Source organism: Streptomyces zaehneri, from assembly GCF_032248645.1.
GTDB lineage: Bacteria > Actinomycetota > Actinomycetes > Streptomycetales > Streptomycetaceae > Streptomyces > Streptomyces coriariae.
Genome location: NZ_JASTTJ010000003.1, coordinates 129,509 through 148,663 on the forward strand (window position 1 = coordinate 129,509; position 19,155 = coordinate 148,663).

At 71.2% G+C, this 19,155-nt stretch carries 21 protein-coding genes; 19 read left to right on the plus strand and 2 right to left on the minus strand.

Annotated features, from left to right (window positions below):
- Positions 1-296: 296 nt before the first annotated feature.
- The 7 genes from QQM72_RS06250 (at position 297) to QQM72_RS06280 (ending at position 7,061) form a co-directional block, all read left to right on the plus strand.
- Positions 297-947: a GntR family transcriptional regulator gene (locus QQM72_RS06250; protein ID WP_314219766.1), complete on the plus strand. Its 651-nt coding sequence runs from the start codon at positions 297-299 to the stop codon at positions 945-947.
- A 49-nt stretch (positions 948-996) separates the two neighbouring features.
- Positions 997-1,749, plus strand: coding sequence for a PIG-L deacetylase family protein (locus QQM72_RS06255; protein ID WP_314219767.1), 753 nt, complete (start codon positions 997-999; stop codon positions 1,747-1,749).
- Positions 1,746-2,450, plus strand: coding sequence for a 4-carboxy-4-hydroxy-2-oxoadipate aldolase/oxaloacetate decarboxylase (locus tag QQM72_RS06260; protein WP_314219768.1), 705 nt, complete (start codon positions 1,746-1,748; stop codon positions 2,448-2,450). Before QQM72_RS06255 ends, QQM72_RS06260 begins: the two co-directional genes overlap by 4 nt.
- Positions 2,447-3,559, plus strand: coding sequence for a 4-oxalomesaconate tautomerase (locus tag QQM72_RS06265; protein WP_314219769.1), 1,113 nt, complete (start codon positions 2,447-2,449; stop codon positions 3,557-3,559). The genes QQM72_RS06260 and QQM72_RS06265 overlap by 4 nt, the downstream gene beginning before the upstream one ends.
- Positions 3,556-4,506: a VOC family protein gene (locus QQM72_RS06270; RefSeq protein ID WP_314219770.1), complete on the plus strand. Its 951-nt coding sequence runs from the start codon at positions 3,556-3,558 to the stop codon at positions 4,504-4,506. The genes QQM72_RS06265 and QQM72_RS06270 overlap by 4 nt, the downstream gene beginning before the upstream one ends.
- Positions 4,507-4,699: 193 nt before the next feature.
- Positions 4,700-6,025, plus strand: a complete 1,326-nt coding sequence (locus QQM72_RS06275) for an MFS transporter (protein ID WP_314219771.1) — start codon at positions 4,700-4,702, stop codon at positions 6,023-6,025.
- A 247-nt stretch (positions 6,026-6,272) separates the two neighbouring features.
- Entirely contained in the window at positions 6,273-7,061 is a 789-nt protein-coding gene (locus QQM72_RS06280) for an alpha/beta fold hydrolase (protein WP_314219772.1), read from the plus strand.
- Positions 7,062-7,076: 15 nt separating this feature from the next.
- On the opposite strand, the gene QQM72_RS06285 is transcribed toward QQM72_RS06280, so the two are convergent.
- Positions 7,077-7,490 (minus strand): cupin domain-containing protein, encoded by a 414-nt coding sequence (locus QQM72_RS06285; RefSeq protein ID WP_314219773.1) that lies wholly within the window; start codon positions 7,488-7,490, stop codon positions 7,077-7,079.
- 203 nt (positions 7,491-7,693) lie between these two features.
- Here QQM72_RS06285 and QQM72_RS06290 point away from each other — a divergent pair, with 203 nt between their 5' ends.
- The 12 genes from QQM72_RS06290 (at position 7,694) to QQM72_RS06345 (ending at position 18,773) form a co-directional block, all read left to right on the plus strand.
- A complete protein-coding gene (locus tag QQM72_RS06290; RefSeq protein ID WP_314220137.1) occupies positions 7,694-8,251 on the plus strand; it encodes a carboxymuconolactone decarboxylase family protein in 558 nt (185 codons plus the stop codon).
- A complete protein-coding gene (locus tag QQM72_RS06295) occupies positions 8,248-9,735 on the plus strand; it encodes a sugar ABC transporter ATP-binding protein (RefSeq protein WP_314219774.1) in 1,488 nt (495 codons plus the stop codon). The genes QQM72_RS06290 and QQM72_RS06295 overlap by 4 nt, the downstream gene beginning before the upstream one ends.
- Positions 9,736-9,764: 29 nt before the next feature.
- Positions 9,765-10,754, plus strand: a complete 990-nt coding sequence (locus QQM72_RS06300) for an ABC transporter permease (protein WP_314219775.1) — start codon at positions 9,765-9,767, stop codon at positions 10,752-10,754.
- Between the two features lie 41 nt (positions 10,755-10,795).
- The gene (locus QQM72_RS06305; RefSeq protein WP_314219777.1) at positions 10,796-11,749 is read left to right on the plus strand and encodes a sugar ABC transporter substrate-binding protein; all 954 of its coding nucleotides are present in this window, start codon (positions 10,796-10,798) and stop codon (positions 11,747-11,749) included.
- 102 nt (positions 11,750-11,851) lie between these two features.
- A complete protein-coding gene (locus QQM72_RS06310) occupies positions 11,852-12,766 on the plus strand; it encodes a LysR family transcriptional regulator (protein WP_314219778.1) in 915 nt (304 codons plus the stop codon).
- 103 nt (positions 12,767-12,869) lie between these two features.
- Positions 12,870-13,790 (plus strand): VOC family protein, encoded by a 921-nt coding sequence (locus QQM72_RS06315; RefSeq protein WP_314219779.1) that lies wholly within the window; start codon positions 12,870-12,872, stop codon positions 13,788-13,790.
- 46 nt (positions 13,791-13,836) lie between these two features.
- Positions 13,837-15,285: an NAD-dependent succinate-semialdehyde dehydrogenase gene (locus QQM72_RS06320; protein WP_314219780.1), complete on the plus strand. Its 1,449-nt coding sequence runs from the start codon at positions 13,837-13,839 to the stop codon at positions 15,283-15,285.
- Positions 15,282-16,088: a fumarylacetoacetate hydrolase family protein gene (locus QQM72_RS06325; RefSeq protein WP_314219781.1), complete on the plus strand. Its 807-nt coding sequence runs from the start codon at positions 15,282-15,284 to the stop codon at positions 16,086-16,088. Before QQM72_RS06320 ends, QQM72_RS06325 begins: the two co-directional genes overlap by 4 nt.
- Positions 16,085-16,456 carry a VOC family protein gene (locus QQM72_RS06330; protein WP_314219782.1) on the plus strand — a complete coding sequence of 124 codons (372 nt, stop codon included), beginning with the start codon at positions 16,085-16,087 and terminating at the stop codon, positions 16,454-16,456. The genes QQM72_RS06325 and QQM72_RS06330 overlap by 4 nt, the downstream gene beginning before the upstream one ends.
- A gap of 26 nt (positions 16,457-16,482) precedes the next feature.
- Positions 16,483-17,268 carry an alpha/beta fold hydrolase gene (locus QQM72_RS06335; RefSeq protein WP_314219783.1) on the plus strand — a complete coding sequence of 262 codons (786 nt, stop codon included), beginning with the start codon at positions 16,483-16,485 and terminating at the stop codon, positions 17,266-17,268.
- Positions 17,265-17,741, plus strand: coding sequence for a GlcG/HbpS family heme-binding protein (locus QQM72_RS06340; RefSeq protein WP_314219784.1), 477 nt, complete (start codon positions 17,265-17,267; stop codon positions 17,739-17,741). The genes QQM72_RS06335 and QQM72_RS06340 overlap by 4 nt, the downstream gene beginning before the upstream one ends.
- 3 nt (positions 17,742-17,744) lie before the next feature.
- Positions 17,745-18,773, plus strand: coding sequence for a methionine synthase II (cobalamin-independent)-like protein (locus QQM72_RS06345; RefSeq protein WP_314219785.1), 1,029 nt, complete (start codon positions 17,745-17,747; stop codon positions 18,771-18,773).
- Positions 18,774-18,853: 80 nt separating this feature from the next.
- Here the strand turns inward: QQM72_RS06345 and QQM72_RS06350 are convergent, their stop codons facing one another.
- Positions 18,854-19,141: a putative quinol monooxygenase gene (locus QQM72_RS06350; protein WP_314219786.1), complete on the minus strand. Its 288-nt coding sequence runs from the start codon at positions 19,139-19,141 to the stop codon at positions 18,854-18,856.
- Positions 19,142-19,155 lie beyond the last annotated feature (14 nt).

Consider the following 19,155-nt stretch of genomic DNA (forward strand, 5'->3'; position numbering starts at 1 on the left):
CGTCCGCCGGGCGTGGACACTGTGTGGGCTGTCGGCCCAGGTGGGAGGACACATCGTCACGCTGGTCGCGCCGCTGTCGGGCGGTCGCGGTGCTGACGGGGGCGGTCGACGCGCTGCTCGGCGGGACCGTGGTCGTGGCGAACGCGTTGACCGAGTGGCCCGCGCCGTCCCGCGCCGGCCCGTCCGGTGGGAACATGACGCGGCGGAAGCACGCGCGCAATACGGCGGACAAAATTGTTGACAATCTTGTTTCGCTAGATTTAGGTTCGACAGGCACTCACTCAGGGAGGGCAACCATGCCGAAAGAAGCCCGTCCGAGCACCGGGGAGCAGGCCAAACAGCATGCGCTCGCGCAGCTGCGGCAGGCGATCCTGCACGGCGAGATGGCACCGGCCCAGCGGCTGGTGGAGAACGAGCTCGCCGAGCAGTTCGGTGTGACGCGGGCCAGCATCCGCGCGGCGCTCATCGATCTGGAGTCCCAGGGGCTCGTCGAACGGATCCGCAACCGCGGGTCGCGGGTGCGGGTGGTGACCGTGGACGAAGCGGTCGCCATCACCGAGTGCCGCATGGTTCTCGAAGGGCTCTGCGCCTCGAAGGCGGCCGTCGCGGCCAGCGACGACCAGCTGACCGAGCTGACCGACCTCGGCACGGCCATGACCAAGGCCGTCGCCGACGGCGAGCCGGTCACCTACTCCGACCTCAACCACGAACTGCACGTCCGCATCCGGGAGTTCTCCGGCCAGCAGACCGCGCAGGAGCTGCTGGAGCGGCTCAACGCCCAACTGGTGCGCCACCGATTCCAGTTGGCGCTGAGGCCGGGGAGGCCGCAGCAGTCCCTGAGTGAGCACCTGACCATGATCGAAGCGATCCGGGCCAGGGACCCCCAGGCGGCCGAGACGGCCGTCCGCGCCCACCTCACCAGCGTGATCGAGGCGCTGCGCGACTGATCACGGCTGCGCGGGGCGGGCGCCCACCTGTCACCAAGGAGATCTGAGAATGACCCAGGCCAACGCGCCCGCCAGCCCACCACGATCGACCCTCGTCGTCACCGCGCACGCCGGCGACTTCGTGTGGCGGGCGGGCGGTGCCATCGCCCTGGCCGCCTCCCGCGGGGAGAAGGTCACCATCGCGTGCCTGACCTTCGGCGAGCGCGGCGAGTCCGCCAAGGCGTGGCGCGAGGGCAGGAAGCTCGACGAGATCAAGGCGATACGCCGGGACGAGGCCGAACGCGCCGCCGCCACCCTGGGCGCCGAGGTCCGCTTCTTCGACGCCGGCGACTACCCGCTCGTGGCCACCGCCGAGCTGACCGACCGGCTCGTCGCCGTCTACCGGGACACCCAGCCGGACGTGGTGCTCACCCACCCCACCGAGGACCCGTACAACGGCGACCACCCGGCCGCCAACCGCATGGCGCTGGAGGCCAGGGTCCTCGCCCAGGCCATCGGCTACCCGGGCGAGGGCGAGATCATCGGCGCGCCGCCGGTCTTCTACTTCGAGCCGCACCAGCCGGAGATGAGCGGCTTCAGGCCCGAGGTGCTGCTCGACATCACCGACGTGTGGGACACCAAGCGCAAGGCCATGGAGTGCCTCGGCGCACAGCGGCACCTGTGGGACTACTACACCGACCTCGCCGTGCGCCGGGGCGTCCAGCTCAAGCGCAACGCGGGACCGAACCTGGGCCTGGCGCACAAGACCATGGCCGAGGCGTACATGCGCCCCTACCCGCAGATCGCCAAGGAGCTGTCATGAGCGGCGTGATCGTCACCGGTCCGCCGAAGGCGGAGCTGAAGGACGTCGACGCGCTGGCCGGCTTCGGCGTGGCCACGGTCGGCGAGGCGTTGGGCCGCACCGGCCTGCTGAGCCCGGAGATCCGCCCGATCCAGCAGGGCGTACGGGTCGCCGGCACCGCCGTGACCGTGCTCAGCTGGCCCGGCGACAACCTCATGATCCACGCGGCCGTCGAGCAGTGCGGCGAGGGCGACGTCCTGGTCGTCACCACCACCTCCCCGTCCACGGACGGCATGTTCGGCGAGCTCTTCGCGACCGCGCTCCAGCGGCGCGGGGTGCGCGGCGTGATCACCAACGCGGGCATCCGCGACACCCAGGAGCTGCGGGACATGGGCTTCGCGGCCTGGTCGCGGGCCGTCTCCTCGCAGGGCACCGTGAAGGCCACCGGCGGCTCGGTCAACGTGCCGATCGCGATCGACGGCCAGGTGATCCGTCCCGGCGACGTGATCCTCGCCGACGACGACGGTGTGGTGGTCGTCCCGCGCGAGCGTGCCCGCGCCACCGTGGCGGCGTCCGAGGCCCGCGAGGCCAAGGAGGCGCGCTCCCGTGCCGCCTTCCTCGACGGCGAACTCGGCCTGGACCGCTACGGGTTGAGGGATACCCTCAAGCGGCTCGGCGTCGAGTACAAGACGTACGACGCGTACACGGGGGAGTCGTCGTGACCTTCGTGCCCGAGGAGCTGCCCTGTCTGCTGATGCGGGGCGGCACCTCCAAGGGCGCGTACTTCCTCGCCGGCGATCTCCCCGCCGAACCGGCCCTGCGCGACGAGCTGTTGCTGCGTGTCATGGGCAGTCCGGACGCCCGCCAGATCGACGGCCTGGGCGGCGCGCACCCGCTCACCAGCAAGGTGGCCGTGGTGTCGACGTCGGCCGACCCGCACGCCGACGTCGACTACCTCTTCCTTCAAGTCGGCGTGGACCGGCCTGAGGTGAGCGACCGTCAGAACTGCGGCAACATCCTCGCCGGTGTCGGCCCGTTCGCCGTGGAGCGCGGGCTCGTCGCCGCGGGGGAGGAGGAGACCGCCGTCCGGATCCGCATGGTGAACTCCGGCGACCACGCGACGGCGACCTTCCCGACGCCGGGCGGTCGCGTGGACTACACCGGCGCCGCCGAGATCTCCGGGGTGCCGGGGACGGCCGCGCCCGTGGTGATCGAGTTCCCGCCGGGCACCGGCACGCTGCTGCCCACCGGCAACGTCCGCGACGAGATCGACGGTGTGGCGGTGACCTGCGTGGACAACGGGATGCCGACGGTGCTCATGGAGGCCACCTCCGTCAAGGTCACCGGCTACGAGCTGCCCCGGGATCTGGAGGAGGACGTCGCGCTCGCCGACCGCCTGCGGACGATCCGTCTGGCGGCGGGCCGGCTGATGGGCCTCGGCGACGTCTCGGACACCACCGTGCCCAAGCTCACGCTGCTCGCCGCGCCCCGCGGCGACGGCGCGGTCACCACCCGCACCTTCATTCCTGTGCGCTGCCACCCCTCGATCGGGGTACTCGGTGCGGCAAGCGTCGCGGCCGGCCTGCGGATCGAAGGCAGCGTGGGGGCGGAGCTGGCGAGGATCGACGCCGGAAGTGACCGAATTCGCATAGAACATCCCACGGGATTCCTGGATATCGAAAGTAGCCTCGGGACCACCCCCGACGGCCTGCCCCGCGCCCGCCGCACCGCCGTGGTGCGCACGGCCCGAAAGATCTTCGACGGCACCGTCTTCCCCAGGTCCGCCGAGACGGCCCCCCTCTCTCCCCGCTCCCTTGGAGGTCAACGATGACTCCGCCGCTCGGCGACATCGCCCACATCGGCCATGCCCAGCTCTTCACCCCGGACCTGGACGCCAGCGTCGGCTTCTTCACCGACTACCTGGGGCTCACCGTCAACGGGCAGGACGACGACACCGTCTACCTGCGGACCTTCGACGACTACGAGCACCACAGCCTGGTGCTCACCGCCCGCGCGGAGCCCGGCCTCGGCCGGCTGGCCCTGCGTACCTCCAGCGAGGAGGCGCTGCGGCGCCGGGTCGCGGCGATCGAGGCGGCGGGCGGCAGCGGCCGCTGGACCGAGGGCGAACCCGGTCTCGGCAAGCTGTACGTCACCACCGACCCGGACGGCCACGAGCACGCCCTGTACTGGGAGAGCGAGCACTACCGGGCCCCCGACGAGCTGAAGCCCGCCCTGAAGAACCAGCCGCAGGCCAAGCCCAACCGGGGTGTGGGCGTACGGCGCCTGGACCACATCAACTTCCTCGCCGCCGACGTGCTCGCCAACTCCGAGTTCCAGCAGAACCTGCTGGGCGCCCGCCCCACCGAGCAGATCAGGCTGGACACGGGGAAGATCGCGGCGCGCTGGCTGACGTACACCGACAAGTCGTACGACGTCGTCTACACGTCGGACTGGACCGGCAGTTCCGGGCGGCTGCACCACATCGCGTTCGCGACGGACACCCGTGAGGACATCCTGCGCGCCGCCGACCTCGCCATCGACTCGGGCGTGTTCATCGAGACGGGCCCGCACAAGCACGCCATCCAGCAGACGTTCTTCCTGTACGTCTACGAGCCCGGCGGCAACCGCATCGAGCTGTGCAACCCGCTCACGCGCCTCGTCCTGGCCCCCGACTGGCCGCTGGTCACCTGGACCGAGGAGGAGCGCAAGAAGGGGCAGGCCTGGGGTCTGCGGACGATCGAGTCGTTCCACACGCACGGCACACCGCCCGTGAGCTGAGTCCGTTCTTCGGGTGCGCAGGGCGTCGGACCAGCGGATCGACCGATTGTCGATGAGATTGTTGACAAAAGTGTTGACTCTCTTCGGGCTGATCCTTAGCGTCTTGCGCACACCGGGTCAGCCGCACGAGCCGCGCCGGCCCTCTTCACTCGTCCCCTCCAGGGAACGCCTCCTGGACGAGAGGAAAACAACGATGTCCTCCTCCCCCGCGCTGTCCGCCCGCGGCAGCAGACTGGCCCTCCTGGTCGTCGGTCTGTGCTGGCTGGCCGTGCTCTTCGACGGCCTCGACATGTTCATCTACGGCTCGGTGCTGCCGCACCTGCTGGAGACGAAGACCTTCGGCCTCACCCCGGACACGGCCGGCGACCTCGGCAGCTACGCCACCTTCGGCATGCTGATCGGCGCCCTGACGGCGGGCACCGTCGCCGACCGGATCGGGCGCAAGAAGCTGATGGTCGGCTGCGTGATCCTCTTCTCGCTCGCCTCCGGCGTGTGCGCCATGGCGGGCAGCGTCGAGGTCTTCGGCCTCGGCCGGACCCTGGCGGGCGTCGGCCTCGGCGGCCTGCTGCCCACCGCGATCAGCATGGTCTCCGACTACGCCCCGCGCGGTCGCGGCGCCATCGTCATCGGCCTGCTGATGACCGCCCACCACGCCGGCGGCATCCTCTCCGCCTACGTCGCCAAGTGGCTCATCGACCCGGTCGGCTGGCGCGCCGCGTTCTGGGTGTGCGTGCTCCCGCTGCTCTTCGCGCCGGTGCTCGCCAAGCTGCTGCCCGAGTCGCTGAGCTTCCTCGTCGCCAAGGGCCGCGCCGACGAGGCCCGCGAGCTGGCCACCCGCTACGACGTCGAGCTGCCCGCCGACAAGTCCGGCAAGCAGGGCGCGGGCGACCGCTGGAACGCGCTGAAGGACCTCTTCCGCGGCGGCGAGTGGACCCAGACCCTGCTGTACTGGCTGGCCTCCTTCGGCGGTCTCCTCCTCGTCTACGGCGTCGCCACCTGGCTGCCCACCCTGATGCGCGCCGAGGGCTACGAGCTCGGCTCGGCCCTGTCCTTCGTCGTCGTCTTCAACCTCGGCGGCATCGTGGGCATGCTGGTCGCCGGGCGCGCCGCCGACCGGTTCGGCGCCCCGCGCATCTCCGCGGTCTGGTTCGCGCTGACCGCCGCCGGCGTGTTCCTGCTCAGCGTCCACATGCCGATGAGCGTGACCATGATCGTCGTCTTCTTCACCGGCGTCTTCCTCAACAGCGCCCAGACGATGATCTACGCGACGGTCTCCATCCGCTCCCACGCGGACAACCGGGCCACCGCCGTCGGCTGGACCTCCGGCATGGGCCGCTTCGGCGCCGTCTTCGGCCCGTGGCTGGGCGGCCAGCTGCTCGCCTCGAACCAGGGCGACCGGGGCTTCACCGCGTTCGCGATCGCCGGCCTGTCGTCCATGGTCTTCATCGGCATCGCCGCGCTGCGCACCTCCCGGCAGACCCCGCGCGGCGCCGACCAGGAGCTGGTGGGCGCCCACTGAGCGAGCGCACAGGCGCACGGCTGTCACCGGGGGCAAGGACGGACGCCGGCCACCGCACGAGGTGCGGGGGCCGGCGTCCGGCATGTCCGGCGCCCGCCACGCCGGGGGCCGCGGGAGTTCGCCGACCGCGGCTCCGCGGGGGCTGGTCGCGCGGTTCCCCGCGCCCCTGGGAAGCCGCGGTCGCCTGCGCTGTCCGGCGCCGTCCGCCCGGGGTGCGGCGAGGCCCGTCCGGCCGCACGCTCGAGGTATGGGTGAGCGCTGGGAGATCCGCCGGGCGGGCGCCACGAACGCCCCGCACCGGGTGCTGATGATTCCGGGCGGCCTGTGCACGACCGAGTTCTACGCGGACGTCATGGCCGAGCCGGCGGTGGCGGGGCTGGGCATGGTCGCGGCGACGCAGCCGGGCTTCGGCCGCACCGAGGCGCCCGAGGACGTGTCCATGGAGCACTACGCCCGGCTGATGGCCGGCTTCGCCGCCGACGCCGGCTGCGACGCGGTCGTCGGGCACAGCCTCGGCGCGAACGTCGCGCTGGAAATGGCAGCACAGGGCCTGTTCAACGGCCCGCTGGTGCTGCTGTCGCCGACCTTCTCGCGGGGCGACGAGGCCAGGTTCCTGACCGTGCTGAACGCCGTGGGCCGGGTGCCCGGGGTCGGTGCCGCGGCCTGGAAGGCCATGATCACGCTGGTGCCGCGGTCCATGAGACGCGAAATGCCGCCGCACCGCGCCGAAGCGCTGGCGGCGGACATGGGCGGCAACGATCCGGCGACCTGTCGCCGCATCGTCCGGGGCTACTACGCGTACCTGGACCGGTATCCGTCGCTGGTGCCGAGGCTGTGCGGGTCCGGGGTACCCGCCTGGGTGGTGCGCGGCGACCGCGACGGGATCGGCCTGACGGCCGACGAGCGGCAGGGCCTAGAGGCCTGTCCGCGCGTGCGCATGGTCACCGTGCCCGACGCCGGGCACCTCCTCCTCGTCGAGCAGCCGGCCGCCGTCGCCGCGGTCATCGCGGAGGCGGCCACGGCGTCGGTGCGCTGACGGGGCGGCCCGTGCTCAGTCGTCGGAGCCCATCTGGTCTTCCGCCGACAGGTGCTCCACCGTCCGGCCGGTCTCGGTGAACGTGCGCGTCACACGGCCCGAGGAGTACACCCACAGGATCCGCAGCGGGACGTCCCCGGTGTTGCGGAACAGGTGGGGGATCGGGGACGGCACGTACGTGGTGTCGAACCGCTCCAGCTTCGTCACCTCGCCGTCCACCCACACCTCCGCCTCGCCCTCGAGGATCGTCACGTGCTCGTCGCAGTTGTGCGAGTGCAGCGGGGCCCCGGATCCGACGGGGTAGACGCTCATCCCGCTGGTGATCCGGTTCTCCCCGTTCGCCGACGCGGTCGTGACGAGCGGTGTCGTCACGACCGCGCCGCCGCGGTCGAGCAGCGGGACGGACGCGGCCTTGATGATGGTGGTCATGTCGGACGACGTTAGGTCGCCGCCCGGCGAACGGGGGGCATCCGGCGTGCAGTTTTACGTTGCGTTCCGAGGTGGGTGAGCTTCTCGGACACGGCTGTACCTTCACCGGACACCGCACGGATCCACGACCCGTGCCCGTAATGCGCCGGAAAGAAAAGGCAGGTATCGGCCGGATGAGGCTCCCCGTTCTCGACGAAGAGGAAATGGATGCGCGGCAGCAGGAGCTGGCCGCGCGGATCGCCGGCCGCCGTGGCGCGGTGCGCGGTCCCTTCCGGGTCTGGCTGCACAGCCCGCAGATGTGCGAACGGGCCGAGTCGCTCGGCGCGTTCGCCCGCTTCGACTGCTCGCTGCCCAAGCACCTGCGCGAGCTGACCCTGCTGATGGCCGCCCGCAACTGGGACGCCCAGTACTCCTGGAACGCCCATGTGCACCAGGCCGTCGAGGCCGGCATTCCGCCGGCCGCCGTGCAGGCGATCGCCGAGAAGCGCGAGGCCGTCTTCGACAACGCGGCCGACCAGGCCTTCTACCGGTTCTGCCGGGAGATCCTCGACGATCACTTCGTCACCGACGCCACCTTCGCGGCGGCACTGGCGCACTTCGGCTCCAAGGGCCTGGTGGACACCATCGGCGCGCTCGGCAACTTCACCATGCTCGGCATGTGCCTGAACACCTTCCAGGTGGACCTCCAGGCCGACAAGGAGCCCCCCTTCCCCGACATCCGCGGCTACGGACGTGTGGCCCCCGAGGGCGACCGGCCGTGACCGCCGTACTGCGCGCCCGGGGCGTCACCAAGAGCTTCGGCGGGGCGGCCGCGCTGAAAGGCGTCGACCTCGACCTGTACCCCGGCGAGGTGCACGCCCTGATGGGCATGAACGGCGCCGGCAAGTCGACCCTCGTCCAGGTGCTGTCCGGCGTCCACCAGGCCGACGCCGGCACGATCGAGGTCGACGGGCAGGAACAGCACGGGCTGAGTGTGCGCAGGGCGCGCAGGCTGGGCATCTCCTCGGTGCCGCAGCGCCGCGAGCTGGCGATGGGCCTGAGCGTCGCCGAGAACATCCTGCTCGGCGACCTGCCCACGCGGGGGCGCGCCGTGCGCTGGAAGGCCGTCCGGGAGGAGGCCCGCACGGCGCTGGCCGCCCTGGGCATCGCCATCGACGTGGAGCGGGCCGCCGGTTCGCTCACCGTCGCCGAGCAGACCATGGTGGAGGTGGCCCGTGAGGTCCGGCGCGGCGGCCGGGTGCTGATCCTGGACGAGCCGACCGCGTGTCTGAGCGCCAAGGACGCCCACCGGATCCGCGCCCTGGTGCGCACCCTGCGCGACGAGGGCGTCGCCGTCGTCTACATCTCGCACTACATCGACGAGGTCATGGCCGTCGCCGACCGCCTCACGGTGCTGCGGGACGGGGCCGTCGTGACGAGCGCGCCGGCCGCCGAGCTGGACGACGCGGGACTGGTGCGCGCCATGGTCGGCCGGGACGTCGTCTCCACCCGCCCCGAACGCCCCACGCCGAAGGACGAAGTCGGCCTCGCAGTGAGGGGGTTGAGTCAGGGCCGGGCCATCCGGGACTTCACCGTCGAGGTGCGCAGGGGCGAGATCGTCGCCGTCCTCGGGCCCGCCGGGGACGCCCAGTCCCGGCTGTTCGACCTGCTGTCCGGACGGCAGCGCCCGCAGAGCGGCGAGCTGCACGTCGACGGCCGGGCCGTGCCCTTCGGCCGGGTCCCGGCCTCGCTCGCCAGCGGTCTGCGCTGCGTCACCGGCGACCGCCGCTCGCTGGGCCTGGTCCCGGGCATGTCGCTGGACGAGAACCTGATGCTCGCCGACGACCGGTTCGCGCGCCGCCGGCTGCACCTGCGCGGTCAACTGGCCCGCCGGGCCGCCCCGTTGCGGCACAGCTACGGAGTCAGAGCGCTGGCCGGGAACCCGCCGGTCGGCGCGCTGTCGGGCGGCAACCAGCAGAAGGTGCTGCTGGGCAAGTGGCTGGAGACCTCACCGGCCGCGTGCTTCCTGGAGGACCCCACCAACGGCGTGGACATCGCGGCCATGGCCGACATCCACACCCTCCTCGACGACCTCGCCTCCCGGGGAGTGGCCGTACTGCTCGCCTCCTCCTCCGCCGAGGAGGTCATGCGGCTGGCCGACCGGGTCGTCGTCGTGAGCGCCGGCCGCACGGTCGCCGAACACGACATCACCGCCATCACCCGCGACGAACTCGTCGCCACGGCCCTCGGAGGACAACCGCAGTGAGCGTTAAGACACTTACCGATGCCCCCGGCGTGTCCGACCCGCCCGAGGCGCCCAAGTCCCGTCTCTGGCCGGCCAAGGCGCGCGATCTGCCGCACGCCGGTCTGATCGCCGTGCTCGTCCTCGTCGTGGTGTTCACCGCCGCGCAGAGCGAGACGTTCGCCACCGACCGCAACATCGTCAACATCCTCGGCCAGGTCAGCGTCAACGCGGTGCTGGCCGCCGGACTCACCCTGCTGATGACCGCGGGCGGCATGGACTTCTCGATGGGCAGCAACGTCGCCGTCACGGCCGCCGTGTCGGCGAAACTGCTCGCCGACGGCCGGCCCACCGGTTACGCCGTGGTCGTCGCGCTGCTGCTCGGCACCGCCATCGGACTCGTCAACGGGCTGGTGGTGACCTTCACCAACGTGGCCCCGTTCGTCGTGACGCTGGCCTCGGCCACCCTGCTCGACGGCGTCGCACTCCTGGTCCACGACGGCTCCACCATCCCCATCGGCACCCGGATGTCCGCCCTCGGCAACGACAAGGTGCTCGGGGTGCCGTATCTGCTGGTCGTCGCCGTCCTGGTGCTGGTCGCGACGGCGCTCGTCATGCGGTTCACCGTGTTCGGCCGGGACGCCTTCGCCATCGGCGGCAACGAGCACGTGGCCCGCCTCAGCGGCATCGACGTCACCGCCCGCAAGCTCACCCTGTACGGCCTCACCGGAACCCTCTCCGGACTCGCCGGCCTGATGCTGCTGTCCCGCCTCGGCTCCTCCAGCCCCGGTGGCACCGCCGGCCTCTCGCTCCAACTGGCCGTGGTCGCCGCGGTGGTCATCGGCGGCACCTCGCTGGCCGGCGGACACGGCACCGTCATCGGCACCGCTCTCGGTCTGGTGCTGCTCGGCGTGGTGGCCAACGCACTGAACCTCCTGGACTTCTCCAGCAACTACCAGCCGGTCTCCGTCGGCGCCGTGCTGCTCGTCGCGGCCGTCGCCAACGAGATGCACAAGGCCCGCTCGGGCTCGGCGCGTCACTGACCTTCCCGCTCGTTCATGCCTCGTCCTGAAAGGCGTTTCCCATGAGACTCTCCGCCCGTTCGCGCAGGGCACTGTTCGCCACCGTCACCGGCTCCACCCTGGTGCTGACCGGCTGCGGCAACGGCGACAGCGGCAGTGGCAGTACCGACAGCGTCTCCCTCGGCTTCGTCAACGGTGGCGACACCAGCTTCCACAGCTGTCTGCAGAAAGCCGTCGAGGGCCAGGCGAAGACCGCGGGAGCGAAGGTCTACACGGCCAACTCCCACCAGAACGCCGGGACCGAGCTGTCCAACATCGAGGACATGATCTCCCGCGACGTGAGCGCGCTGATCGTGCAGACGGTCAACGTCGACGCGCTCAAGGGCGACATCGCCAAGGCGAAGGCCTCGGGCATACCGATCTACCTGACCTCGGTGTCCACCAGCGAAGCCGACGACATCCTCGGCGCGGCCGTCGTCGACCTCGAGAAGGTCGGCAGCCTCGACGCGGGCTGGATCGCCCAGGACGCGGGCACGAAGCCGGTCCAGGTCGGCATCGTGGCCGGTGCCCCGGGCGCGGCCTCGGACCTGCTGGTGGGCGGCTTCAAGGGCGCTCTCCCGGTCACGGCGAAGGTCGTCGCCGACCAGCCGGGCATGTTCAATCCCGCGAAGGCCCAGGACGTGGCGGAGAACATGATCCAGGCCAATCCCGGCCTGGACTACGCGTTCGTCGCCAACGAGGAGATGGCCTTCGCCGTGCGCAAGGCGTTCGACGCGGCCGGCGCGAAGGACGTCAGGATCGTCACCGTGAACGGGACCGACGAGGGCCTGGCCGCGGTCAAGAGCGGCGCGTTCTCCGCCACCGTCTCGAACTCGGCGAAGACGATCGGCGAGACGGCCGTCAAGAACGCCGTCGGGCTCCTTGGCAAGGAAAAGGTTGACAAGATTGCCGACATTCCTCTTCTGTTGGTCACCGAGGACAACCTGAGCGAGGCACCCCAGTACTGCCCGAAGTGAGGGCCCCACCGGGAAGCGGTGCCTGCCGGCGCCCGGTTGTCCCGAGCCGCAGGAATGCTCCCGTTCTCGACGCCGCGGGCGGGAGCCGCAATCGGAGGAATCATGGACCGCTTGCTGCTGATGCACAGTTTCGTCACTGTCGCTCAGGCCGGAAGCTTCAACGGAGCCGCCAAGAAACTGGGCTCCTCCGGGTCGCTGGTGTCACGGCACGTGGCCGAGCTGGAACGGCAGGTGGGGGTCCGCCTGGTCAACCGCACCGCCCGCTCGGTGAGCCTCACCGAGCCGGGGCTGAGGTACGCGGAATTCGCCGCCCGCATCCTCGAGGAGATCGACGCGCAGGACGCGGCACTCGCCGACTCGCACGACCGGGCCGAAGGCACCCTCAGCATCATCTGCCCGAAATGGATAGGCAGCCTGGACCTGGGTGACGCGATCGCCGCCTTTTCCGCGGCCCACCCGAAGATTCAGGTCCGTTTCGAACTCGGCGGCATGTCCGACCGCACCTACGATTTCCTGGACAGCGGATTCGACGTCGCTTTCCATACCCGCGACCTCCGCGATTCCAGCGTCCGCCTGAAGAAGATCTCCTCCCTGCCGTTCGTGCTGTGCGGCTCGGCGGACTACGTCGAACGCCAGGGCGGTCTCGCACATCCCAACGACATCGCGGGCCACGACTGCCTGGTGCACGTCAACGACCCGGTCTGGCGCATCGGCCACGGCCACGCCAGCACCCTGCACAAGATCCGCAACATCGCCTTCTCGTCCAACTCCTACCTGGCCCTCCAGAAGGCCGCCGTGCACGGCCGGGGCATCGCCCTGCTCCCGCAGCGCCCGGCCTACGACGACCTCGTCTCCGGCGCCCTGAAGGTGCTGCTGCCGGAACTCGCCGTACCCGACCGCCCGCTGTACGCCATCTACGGCCCCGGACAGGACACCCCGCGCAAGATCAGCGTGTTCCTGGACTTTCTCTCCGAATGGTTCTCGCAGAACCCGATTCCCGCGATCCGGCAGCCCTGACGGCAGGCGCAACCAAGAGTTGCGCATTTGGTGGAGCCAGGGCCATTGAGGCCCCAGCCACCTCAAACCTACGCTCACCAGGCGACCCGGAAACGAGGAATCCATGGGAATCCAGAGAATCGAATCGGTCACCTACGGCATCGACGACCTCGACGAATGCGTCCGGTTCTTCGAGGACTTCGGCCTGTTCCTCGTGGAGCGGACCGAAGAACACGCCGTGTTCGAGACCCGCACCGGGCAGACCCTTCACCTCGACACCGCTCCGAGCCCCCTGCTCCCGCCGCCGGTGGAGGACGGACCCACCCTGCGCGAGGTCGTCTGGGGCGTCGACACCCGGGAGGAGCTCACCCGCCTGGCCACGGCCGCCGGCCGCCGGCGCGCGGTGCGCGAGAGCGCCGACGGCGTCTTCCACACCGTCGACCTCAGCGGCTTCGGCGTGGGCCTCACCCTCGCCCGGCCGAGGCCGGTCACCGTCGCCGCCCGTCCCGCCAACGCGACGGGCGGCGTCCACCGGTGGAACACCGCGCTGGAGCCGCTCACGCGCGCGTACCCACTGCGCATGTGCCATGTGGCGCTGAACATCGCCAAGGCGGGCAAGGACGAGGCCGTCGCCTTCTACACCGACGTCCTCGGCTTCCGGCCGACCGACATCGTGGAGCCGATGGGCGTCTTCATGCAGGCCCCGGGCGACGACGACCAGCACACCATGCTGCTGTGCCACCGCCCGGACCGGGCCGGCGTCAACCACATCGCCTACGAGGTGCCCGGTTTCGACGACGTCGTCGAAGGCGGCAACCACATGATCGAGAAGGGCTGGCGGGAGGCCCGTCGGCTCGGCCGCCACACCGTCGGCTCGAACGTCTTCCGCTTCCTGCACGCCCCGTGCGGGGGCCGCGTCGAGTACGCCGCCGACATGGACCGCGTCGACGACGCCTACGAGACCCGCGTCCACGAGACCACCCCGCCGCATCACATCTGGGCGCTGCGCACGAACCGCGACCAGGACGCCACCACCGCCTCCTGAGCCGCTTCAGCCCCATCGACTCCCCAGCCTGAGAGGGCACCCACCCATGACCACCGACCACGGCTACCCCGCCGTCCGCCTTCACATCGCGGGCGAGTGGTGCCAGGGCGGCACCGGACGTACCGCCCCGATCGTGAACCCGGCCACCGAGGAGGTGATCGGGGAAGTACCCCTGGCCGACCCCGCCGACCTGGACCGCGCGCTCGAAGCCGCCGCGGCCGGCTTCAAGGTGTGGCGCGCGACGCCCGTGGCCGAGCGCACCGACATCCTGCACGCCGCCGCCGGCCTGCTCACCGAGCGCGCCGCCGAGGTCGGGCGGATCATGACCCTGGAGCAGGGCAAGCCGCTCGCGGAGGCGACCGGCGAGGCCCGTCGGGTGGCCGGCACCCTGCGCTGGCACGCCGACGACGCCCGCCGCGCCTACGGCCGGATCATCCCGGCCGAGCCCGGCACGGTACTGACCGTCCGCCGTGAGCCGATCGGCCCGGTCGCCGCCTTCGTGCCGTGGAACTTCCCGGCGGGCGGCCCGATGCGCAAGATCTCCGCCGCGCTCGCCGCCGGCTGCTCGATCGTCATCAAGGCCTCCGAGGAGACCCCGGCGACCGCCATGGAACTGGTGCGCTGCCTCACCGACGCGGGGCTCCCGGCCGGCGTGCTGAACCTCGTCTTCGGTGAGCCCGCCGAGGTCTCCGCCCACCTGATCGCCTCCCCGCTGGTCCGCCTCGTCGCCTTCACCGGCTCGGTGCCGGTCGGAAAGCTGCTGGCCGCGCAGGCCGGCCAGGTCATGAAGCCGTCGCTGATGGAACTCGGCGGCCACGCCCCGGTGATCGTCTGCGCGGACGCCGACCCGGTGCGGGCCGCCCGCGAGGCCGCCCGGGCGAAGTTCCTCAACGCCGGGCAGGTCTGCACCTCGCCGAGCCGCTTCCTCGTCCACGAGAGCCTCGTGGCGGAGTTCACCGCCGCGTTCGTGAAGGCCGCCGAGGCGGTGGTCGTCGGGGACGGTCTCGAGCCCGGCACCACCATGGGCCCGCTGGCCAACGAACGCCGGCTGAAGTCCCTGGAGCGGCTCACCGCCGACGCCGTCGCGCGCGGCGCCAAGGTCCTCACCGGCGGCGAGCGGCCCGGCCGGCCCGGATACTTCTTCGCGCCGACCGTTCTGACGGACGTCCCCGAGGACGCGGAACTGCTGCACGAGGAGCCGTTCGGGCCGATCGCGCCGATCGTGCCGTTCAGCGACCTCGACGAGGCCCTCGCCGTCGCGAACGCGCTGCCGTACGGCCTCGCCGCCTACGGCTTCACCGACTCCGCCGTGACCGCGGAGAAGCTGTCCGCCGAGCTGGAGGCCGGGATCCTCTCCCTCAACCACTGCGGCGGCTCCGTCCACGAGGCGCCCTCCGGCGGCGTCAAGGACAGCGGATACGGCCGGGAGGGCGGGCCCGAGGCACTGGACGCCTACCTGGTCACCAAGCGCGTCTCCCACCAGCTGGCGCCATGAGGTACGCACGAGTCTCGGTCGACGGACGCGCGCGGTGGGGCCGGGTGGGGGAGACGCACGTCGAGCTGCTGTCCGGCTCCCCCCTGGAAGGCGACGCCGGCCGGCCGGATCCCGAAGTCGTCGGGACCGTCCGGCGCGACACGGCCGACTGGCTCCCGCCCGTCGTCCCGCCCGTGTTCTACGCGGTCGGACTGAACTACCCCCGGCACATCGAGCACGCGGCCCGGCTCGGCAATCCGGCCGCCGTCCTGCCGGACCGCCCGGAGGTCGGCTACCGCGCCAACAACGCGCTCACCGGGCACCGTTCACCGATCGTGAAGCCCGCGCAGGTCGAGGGGCGGTTCGAGGCCGAGCCCGAACTCGTCGCCGTCATCGGCCGCACGATCCGGCACGCCTCCTACGAGGAGGCCCGCACTGCCGTCTTCGGCTGGACCATCGGCAACGACGTCAGCGCCCGCACCTGGCAGCACCGGGACCGCACCTTCTGGCGCAGCAAGAACAGCGACACCTTCAAGCCGATGGGGCCGTGGATCGAGACCGACGTCGACGCCCTGGCACAGACGACCACCCTGCGGGTCGACGGCGTGGAGCGGGCCTCGTTCCCCACCGGCGACATGGTCTTCGACCCCTTCGACTTCATCGTCGAGATCACCCGGCACATCACCATGCGGCCCGGGGACGTGCTGTGGATGGGCGCCGAGTCGACCTGCGGGATCGAGCCCGGGGACACCGTGGAGGTCGAGATCAGCGGCATCGGCGTGCTGTCCAACCCCGTTCACCTCGAAGGGAAACACCAGACATGAGCGCGGAACCCCGCTACATCCACCACGTCAACTTCCCCACCACCGACCCCGATCGCACCGCCGAGTGGTACACGAAGGTCTTCGGCATGAAGCGGATCATGCCCAAGTCGAACACCCGGGTCGTGCTGATGACCCGCGGCAACTTCGATCTGCACTTCACCCCGGTCGAGGAGATGGAGCGCATGGCGCCCTATCACTTCGCCGTCGAGGTCGACGACTGGGACGACTTCCTCGCGCACCTCGGCGAGTTGGGAATCCGGCACACCCGGCCCGTCCAACGCCCCGAGAACCAGTCGAAGTTCTGCTACATCCACGACCCCGACCACACCATGATCGAACTCGTGTACCACGCCAAGCGCCCCAACTGACGGCCCACGCTGAGGAGTTACCTCCCATGCCCCTCGCCGAATCCGACGGCACCTCCCTCTACTACGAGCGCCACGGCAGCGGTCCGGCGATCCTGTTCGTGCACGGCAGCGGCGGCCACCACGCCGCCTGGTGGCAGCAGGTCGCCGCGCTGCGCGACGAGTTCACCGTGGTCACCGTCGATCTGCGCGGTTTCGGCAAATCCGACTCGTCCATGGCGGAGTTCGACGGCCAGGACTTCCCCGGTGACGTCGTCGCCGTCCTCGACCAGGCGGACCTGACCGACGTCATGCTGGTCGGCCAGTCCATCGGCTCCGTCGCCGCCCTGCGCGCCGCCCTGCTGCGCCCCGAACGTGTCTCCGCCGTCGTCCTCGGCCACTCGCTGGGCGGCATCAGCCACCCGGAGCTGACGGAACTGGCCGCCGCCGACCGCGCCGAGGCGGTCAAACTCCCTGTCATCGACCGGCTGTTGACCAAGCCCTTCCAGCGGGAGCGCGCCGACCTCACCTTCCTGTTCCAGCAGATGGGCACCTTCAACGTCGCCAGGATGCAGGACCTGCGCAACCTCGACACCAACGGCCCCTCCCTGGCGGAGATCGAGGCCTCGGGCGTCAAGGTCGCCTTCCTCGCGGGCGAGAAGGACGCCGTACTGAGCGTCAGGACCGTGACCCGCGCCCACGAACTGCTCGCCGGATCGCACCTGGAGATCGTCCCGGGCGCCCCGCACTCCATGTACTGGGAGACGCCCCAGGCCTACAACGAGGCCGTCGCCCGTCTGCGCCGCACCCTCACCGCACCGAAGGAAGCCGTATGAGCAGCCTGACCCTGGCCGCCGCCGAGGAGATCATCGAGGCCGCCACCCGGCGGGCCCGGGCCGTGGGCAAGGCGGTGAGCGTCGCCGTCGTGGACGCCGGCGGCTTCCCCATCGCCATCCGCCGCCCGGACGGGGCCCGCCCCCTCACCCCGGACATCGCCCGCGCCAAGGCGTACACCGCGGCCGTCATGCAGCGGCCCGGCACGATGCTGAAGAAGTGGCAGGAGAGCCAGCCCGTCTTCTTCGCCCAGCTCTCCCAACTGCCGGGCGCGGCAATGCCCATCATGGCCACCGAGGGCAGCGTCACCATCAAGAAGGACGGCGAGATCATCGGCGGCCTCGGCATCGCCGGCGGCACCGCGGACGAGGACCAGACCATCGCCGACGAGGTGCTCGCCTCCCTCGGCTACGAGCTGGAGTTCGCCGCCTGGGGCGTCGCGGGCGGCCCGGCCGGGCCCGGAAAGGACGCGTGACCCATGGCGGACACGTTCAACTACCGCATCGACCACCACGGCAGCCTGGTGCGTCCCGCCGAACTGGTCGCCGCCCGCGCGGCCGGTGACCCGCAGGCACGGGCGGCCGCCGAACGCAGGGCGGTCGAGGAGGCGGTCGTCTTCCAGCGCCGGCTCCGCTCGACCGTCGTCACCGACGGCGACTTCCCCCGCGAGGACTTCCGCGGCGCCGTCCTCGACGCCGTCACCGGTTTCCGCCGTACCGGCGAGGTCGGTGCGGACGGACTGGCCGGCTGGGTCGCCGAGTCCCTGCCCAAGGCGAACGGCCCGCTGCTCGCCGACGCGGCCGAGCGGCTCACCGCGCTGACGGTGATCGCGCCGAAGGTGTCGCTGCCCTCGCCGGCCTACCTCGCCGCGACCACCTACCGCCCCGGCCTCGGGGTGTCCTCCGCACGCGAACTGGGCGAGGCCCTCGCGGAGATCATCCAGGCCGAGATCGAACTGCTGGTGGCCAGGGGCGTACGCCTGATCCAGCTCAACAACCCACTCCTGCTAGGCCAGTTGGCGACGGACCCGGCCGACCCTGGCGCGCTGCCCTTCGAGGACGCCCTCGCCGTCGAGGCCCTCGCGGTACGGCTGGACACACGTCCCGAGGGCGTACGGATCGGACTCGCCCCCGGCCTCGCCGCCCCCGGGGCCGTGGACCGGGCGCGCGCCGAACGGCTGTACGGCGCGGTACCGGCCGATCGCTGGATCCTGCCCTTCGACCAGGGCACCGACGCCGAGCTGGACCTCGTCCGGGCGCTGCCGGAGGACCGGGACGTCTGCCTGGGCGTGGTAGACGCGACCGTGCCCGCACTCGAGGACATCGACACGGTGATGGCCCGCATCGACGCCGCCGGTGAGTTCAAGGACCTCGAGGACGCGGCGGTGTCGCCGTCCCGGGGCTTCGCCGACGTGGCGAGCCGGCCGCTGCTGACCACGCAGGAGCAGCGCAAAAAGCTCGTGCTGGTGGAGACGGTCGCCCGCTACGTCTGGGGCAACGAGTTCTGACAGCGACGGACAAGGGCCGGGCGACTCAAGGGAGTCGCCCGGCCCGGGTCGTACACGGCCTCGCCCTACAGCGTCTCGCCCTACAGCGCCTCGGCGAAGGTGACCGTCCGGTCCGTCAGCAGCGGCCACACGGCGGCCACGATCAGCTTCCGGAAGTGCTCGGCCGCCTTGTGCGCCTCGAACCCGGCCCGGTCGGCGTACCGCTCGTACAACAGGAATCCGCCGGGCTGCCCCTCGACCGCGTGCACCTCGTACCCCTCGTTCGCCGGCTCGGCACGGGTGTGCTCGCGCACCTGGAGGAGCACGGCGCGCACGGCGCTCTCGTCGGCGGGGGCGCAGCGGTAGTGGGCGACGACGGCGTAGGACATGTCCGGTTCTCCTC

What these genes read in the sequence shown, in the direction of transcription:
- QQM72_RS06250 (WP_314219766.1), top strand. Translation starts at nt 297, where the DNA reads ATGCCGAAAGAAGCCCGTCCGAGCACCGGGGAGCAGGCCAAACAGCAT.
- QQM72_RS06255 (WP_314219767.1), top strand. Translation starts at nt 997, where the DNA reads ATGACCCAGGCCAACGCGCCCGCCAGCCCACCACGATCGACCCTCGTC.
- QQM72_RS06260 (WP_314219768.1), top strand. Translation starts at nt 1,746, where the DNA reads ATGAGCGGCGTGATCGTCACCGGTCCGCCGAAGGCGGAGCTGAAGGAC.
- QQM72_RS06270 (WP_314219770.1), top strand. Translation starts at nt 3,556, where the DNA reads ATGACTCCGCCGCTCGGCGACATCGCCCACATCGGCCATGCCCAGCTC.
- QQM72_RS06275 (WP_314219771.1), top strand. Translation starts at nt 4,700, where the DNA reads ATGTCCTCCTCCCCCGCGCTGTCCGCCCGCGGCAGCAGACTGGCCCTC.
- QQM72_RS06280 (WP_314219772.1), top strand. Translation starts at nt 6,273, where the DNA reads ATGGGTGAGCGCTGGGAGATCCGCCGGGCGGGCGCCACGAACGCCCCG.
- QQM72_RS06285 (WP_314219773.1), bottom strand. Translation starts at nt 7,490, where the DNA reads ATGACCACCATCATCAAGGCCGCGTCCGTCCCGCTGCTCGACCGCGGC.
- QQM72_RS06290 (WP_314220137.1), top strand. Translation starts at nt 7,694, where the DNA reads ATGGATGCGCGGCAGCAGGAGCTGGCCGCGCGGATCGCCGGCCGCCGT.
- QQM72_RS06305 (WP_314219777.1), top strand. Translation starts at nt 10,796, where the DNA reads ATGAGACTCTCCGCCCGTTCGCGCAGGGCACTGTTCGCCACCGTCACC.
- QQM72_RS06310 (WP_314219778.1), top strand. Translation starts at nt 11,852, where the DNA reads ATGGACCGCTTGCTGCTGATGCACAGTTTCGTCACTGTCGCTCAGGCC.
- QQM72_RS06315 (WP_314219779.1), top strand. Translation starts at nt 12,870, where the DNA reads ATGGGAATCCAGAGAATCGAATCGGTCACCTACGGCATCGACGACCTC.
- QQM72_RS06320 (WP_314219780.1), top strand. Translation starts at nt 13,837, where the DNA reads ATGACCACCGACCACGGCTACCCCGCCGTCCGCCTTCACATCGCGGGC.
- QQM72_RS06325 (WP_314219781.1), top strand. Translation starts at nt 15,282, where the DNA reads ATGAGGTACGCACGAGTCTCGGTCGACGGACGCGCGCGGTGGGGCCGG.
- QQM72_RS06330 (WP_314219782.1), top strand. Translation starts at nt 16,085, where the DNA reads ATGAGCGCGGAACCCCGCTACATCCACCACGTCAACTTCCCCACCACC.
- QQM72_RS06335 (WP_314219783.1), top strand. Translation starts at nt 16,483, where the DNA reads ATGCCCCTCGCCGAATCCGACGGCACCTCCCTCTACTACGAGCGCCAC.
- QQM72_RS06340 (WP_314219784.1), top strand. Translation starts at nt 17,265, where the DNA reads ATGAGCAGCCTGACCCTGGCCGCCGCCGAGGAGATCATCGAGGCCGCC.
- QQM72_RS06345 (WP_314219785.1), top strand. Translation starts at nt 17,745, where the DNA reads ATGGCGGACACGTTCAACTACCGCATCGACCACCACGGCAGCCTGGTG.
- QQM72_RS06350 (WP_314219786.1), bottom strand. Translation starts at nt 19,141, where the DNA reads ATGTCCTACGCCGTCGTCGCCCACTACCGCTGCGCCCCCGCCGACGAG.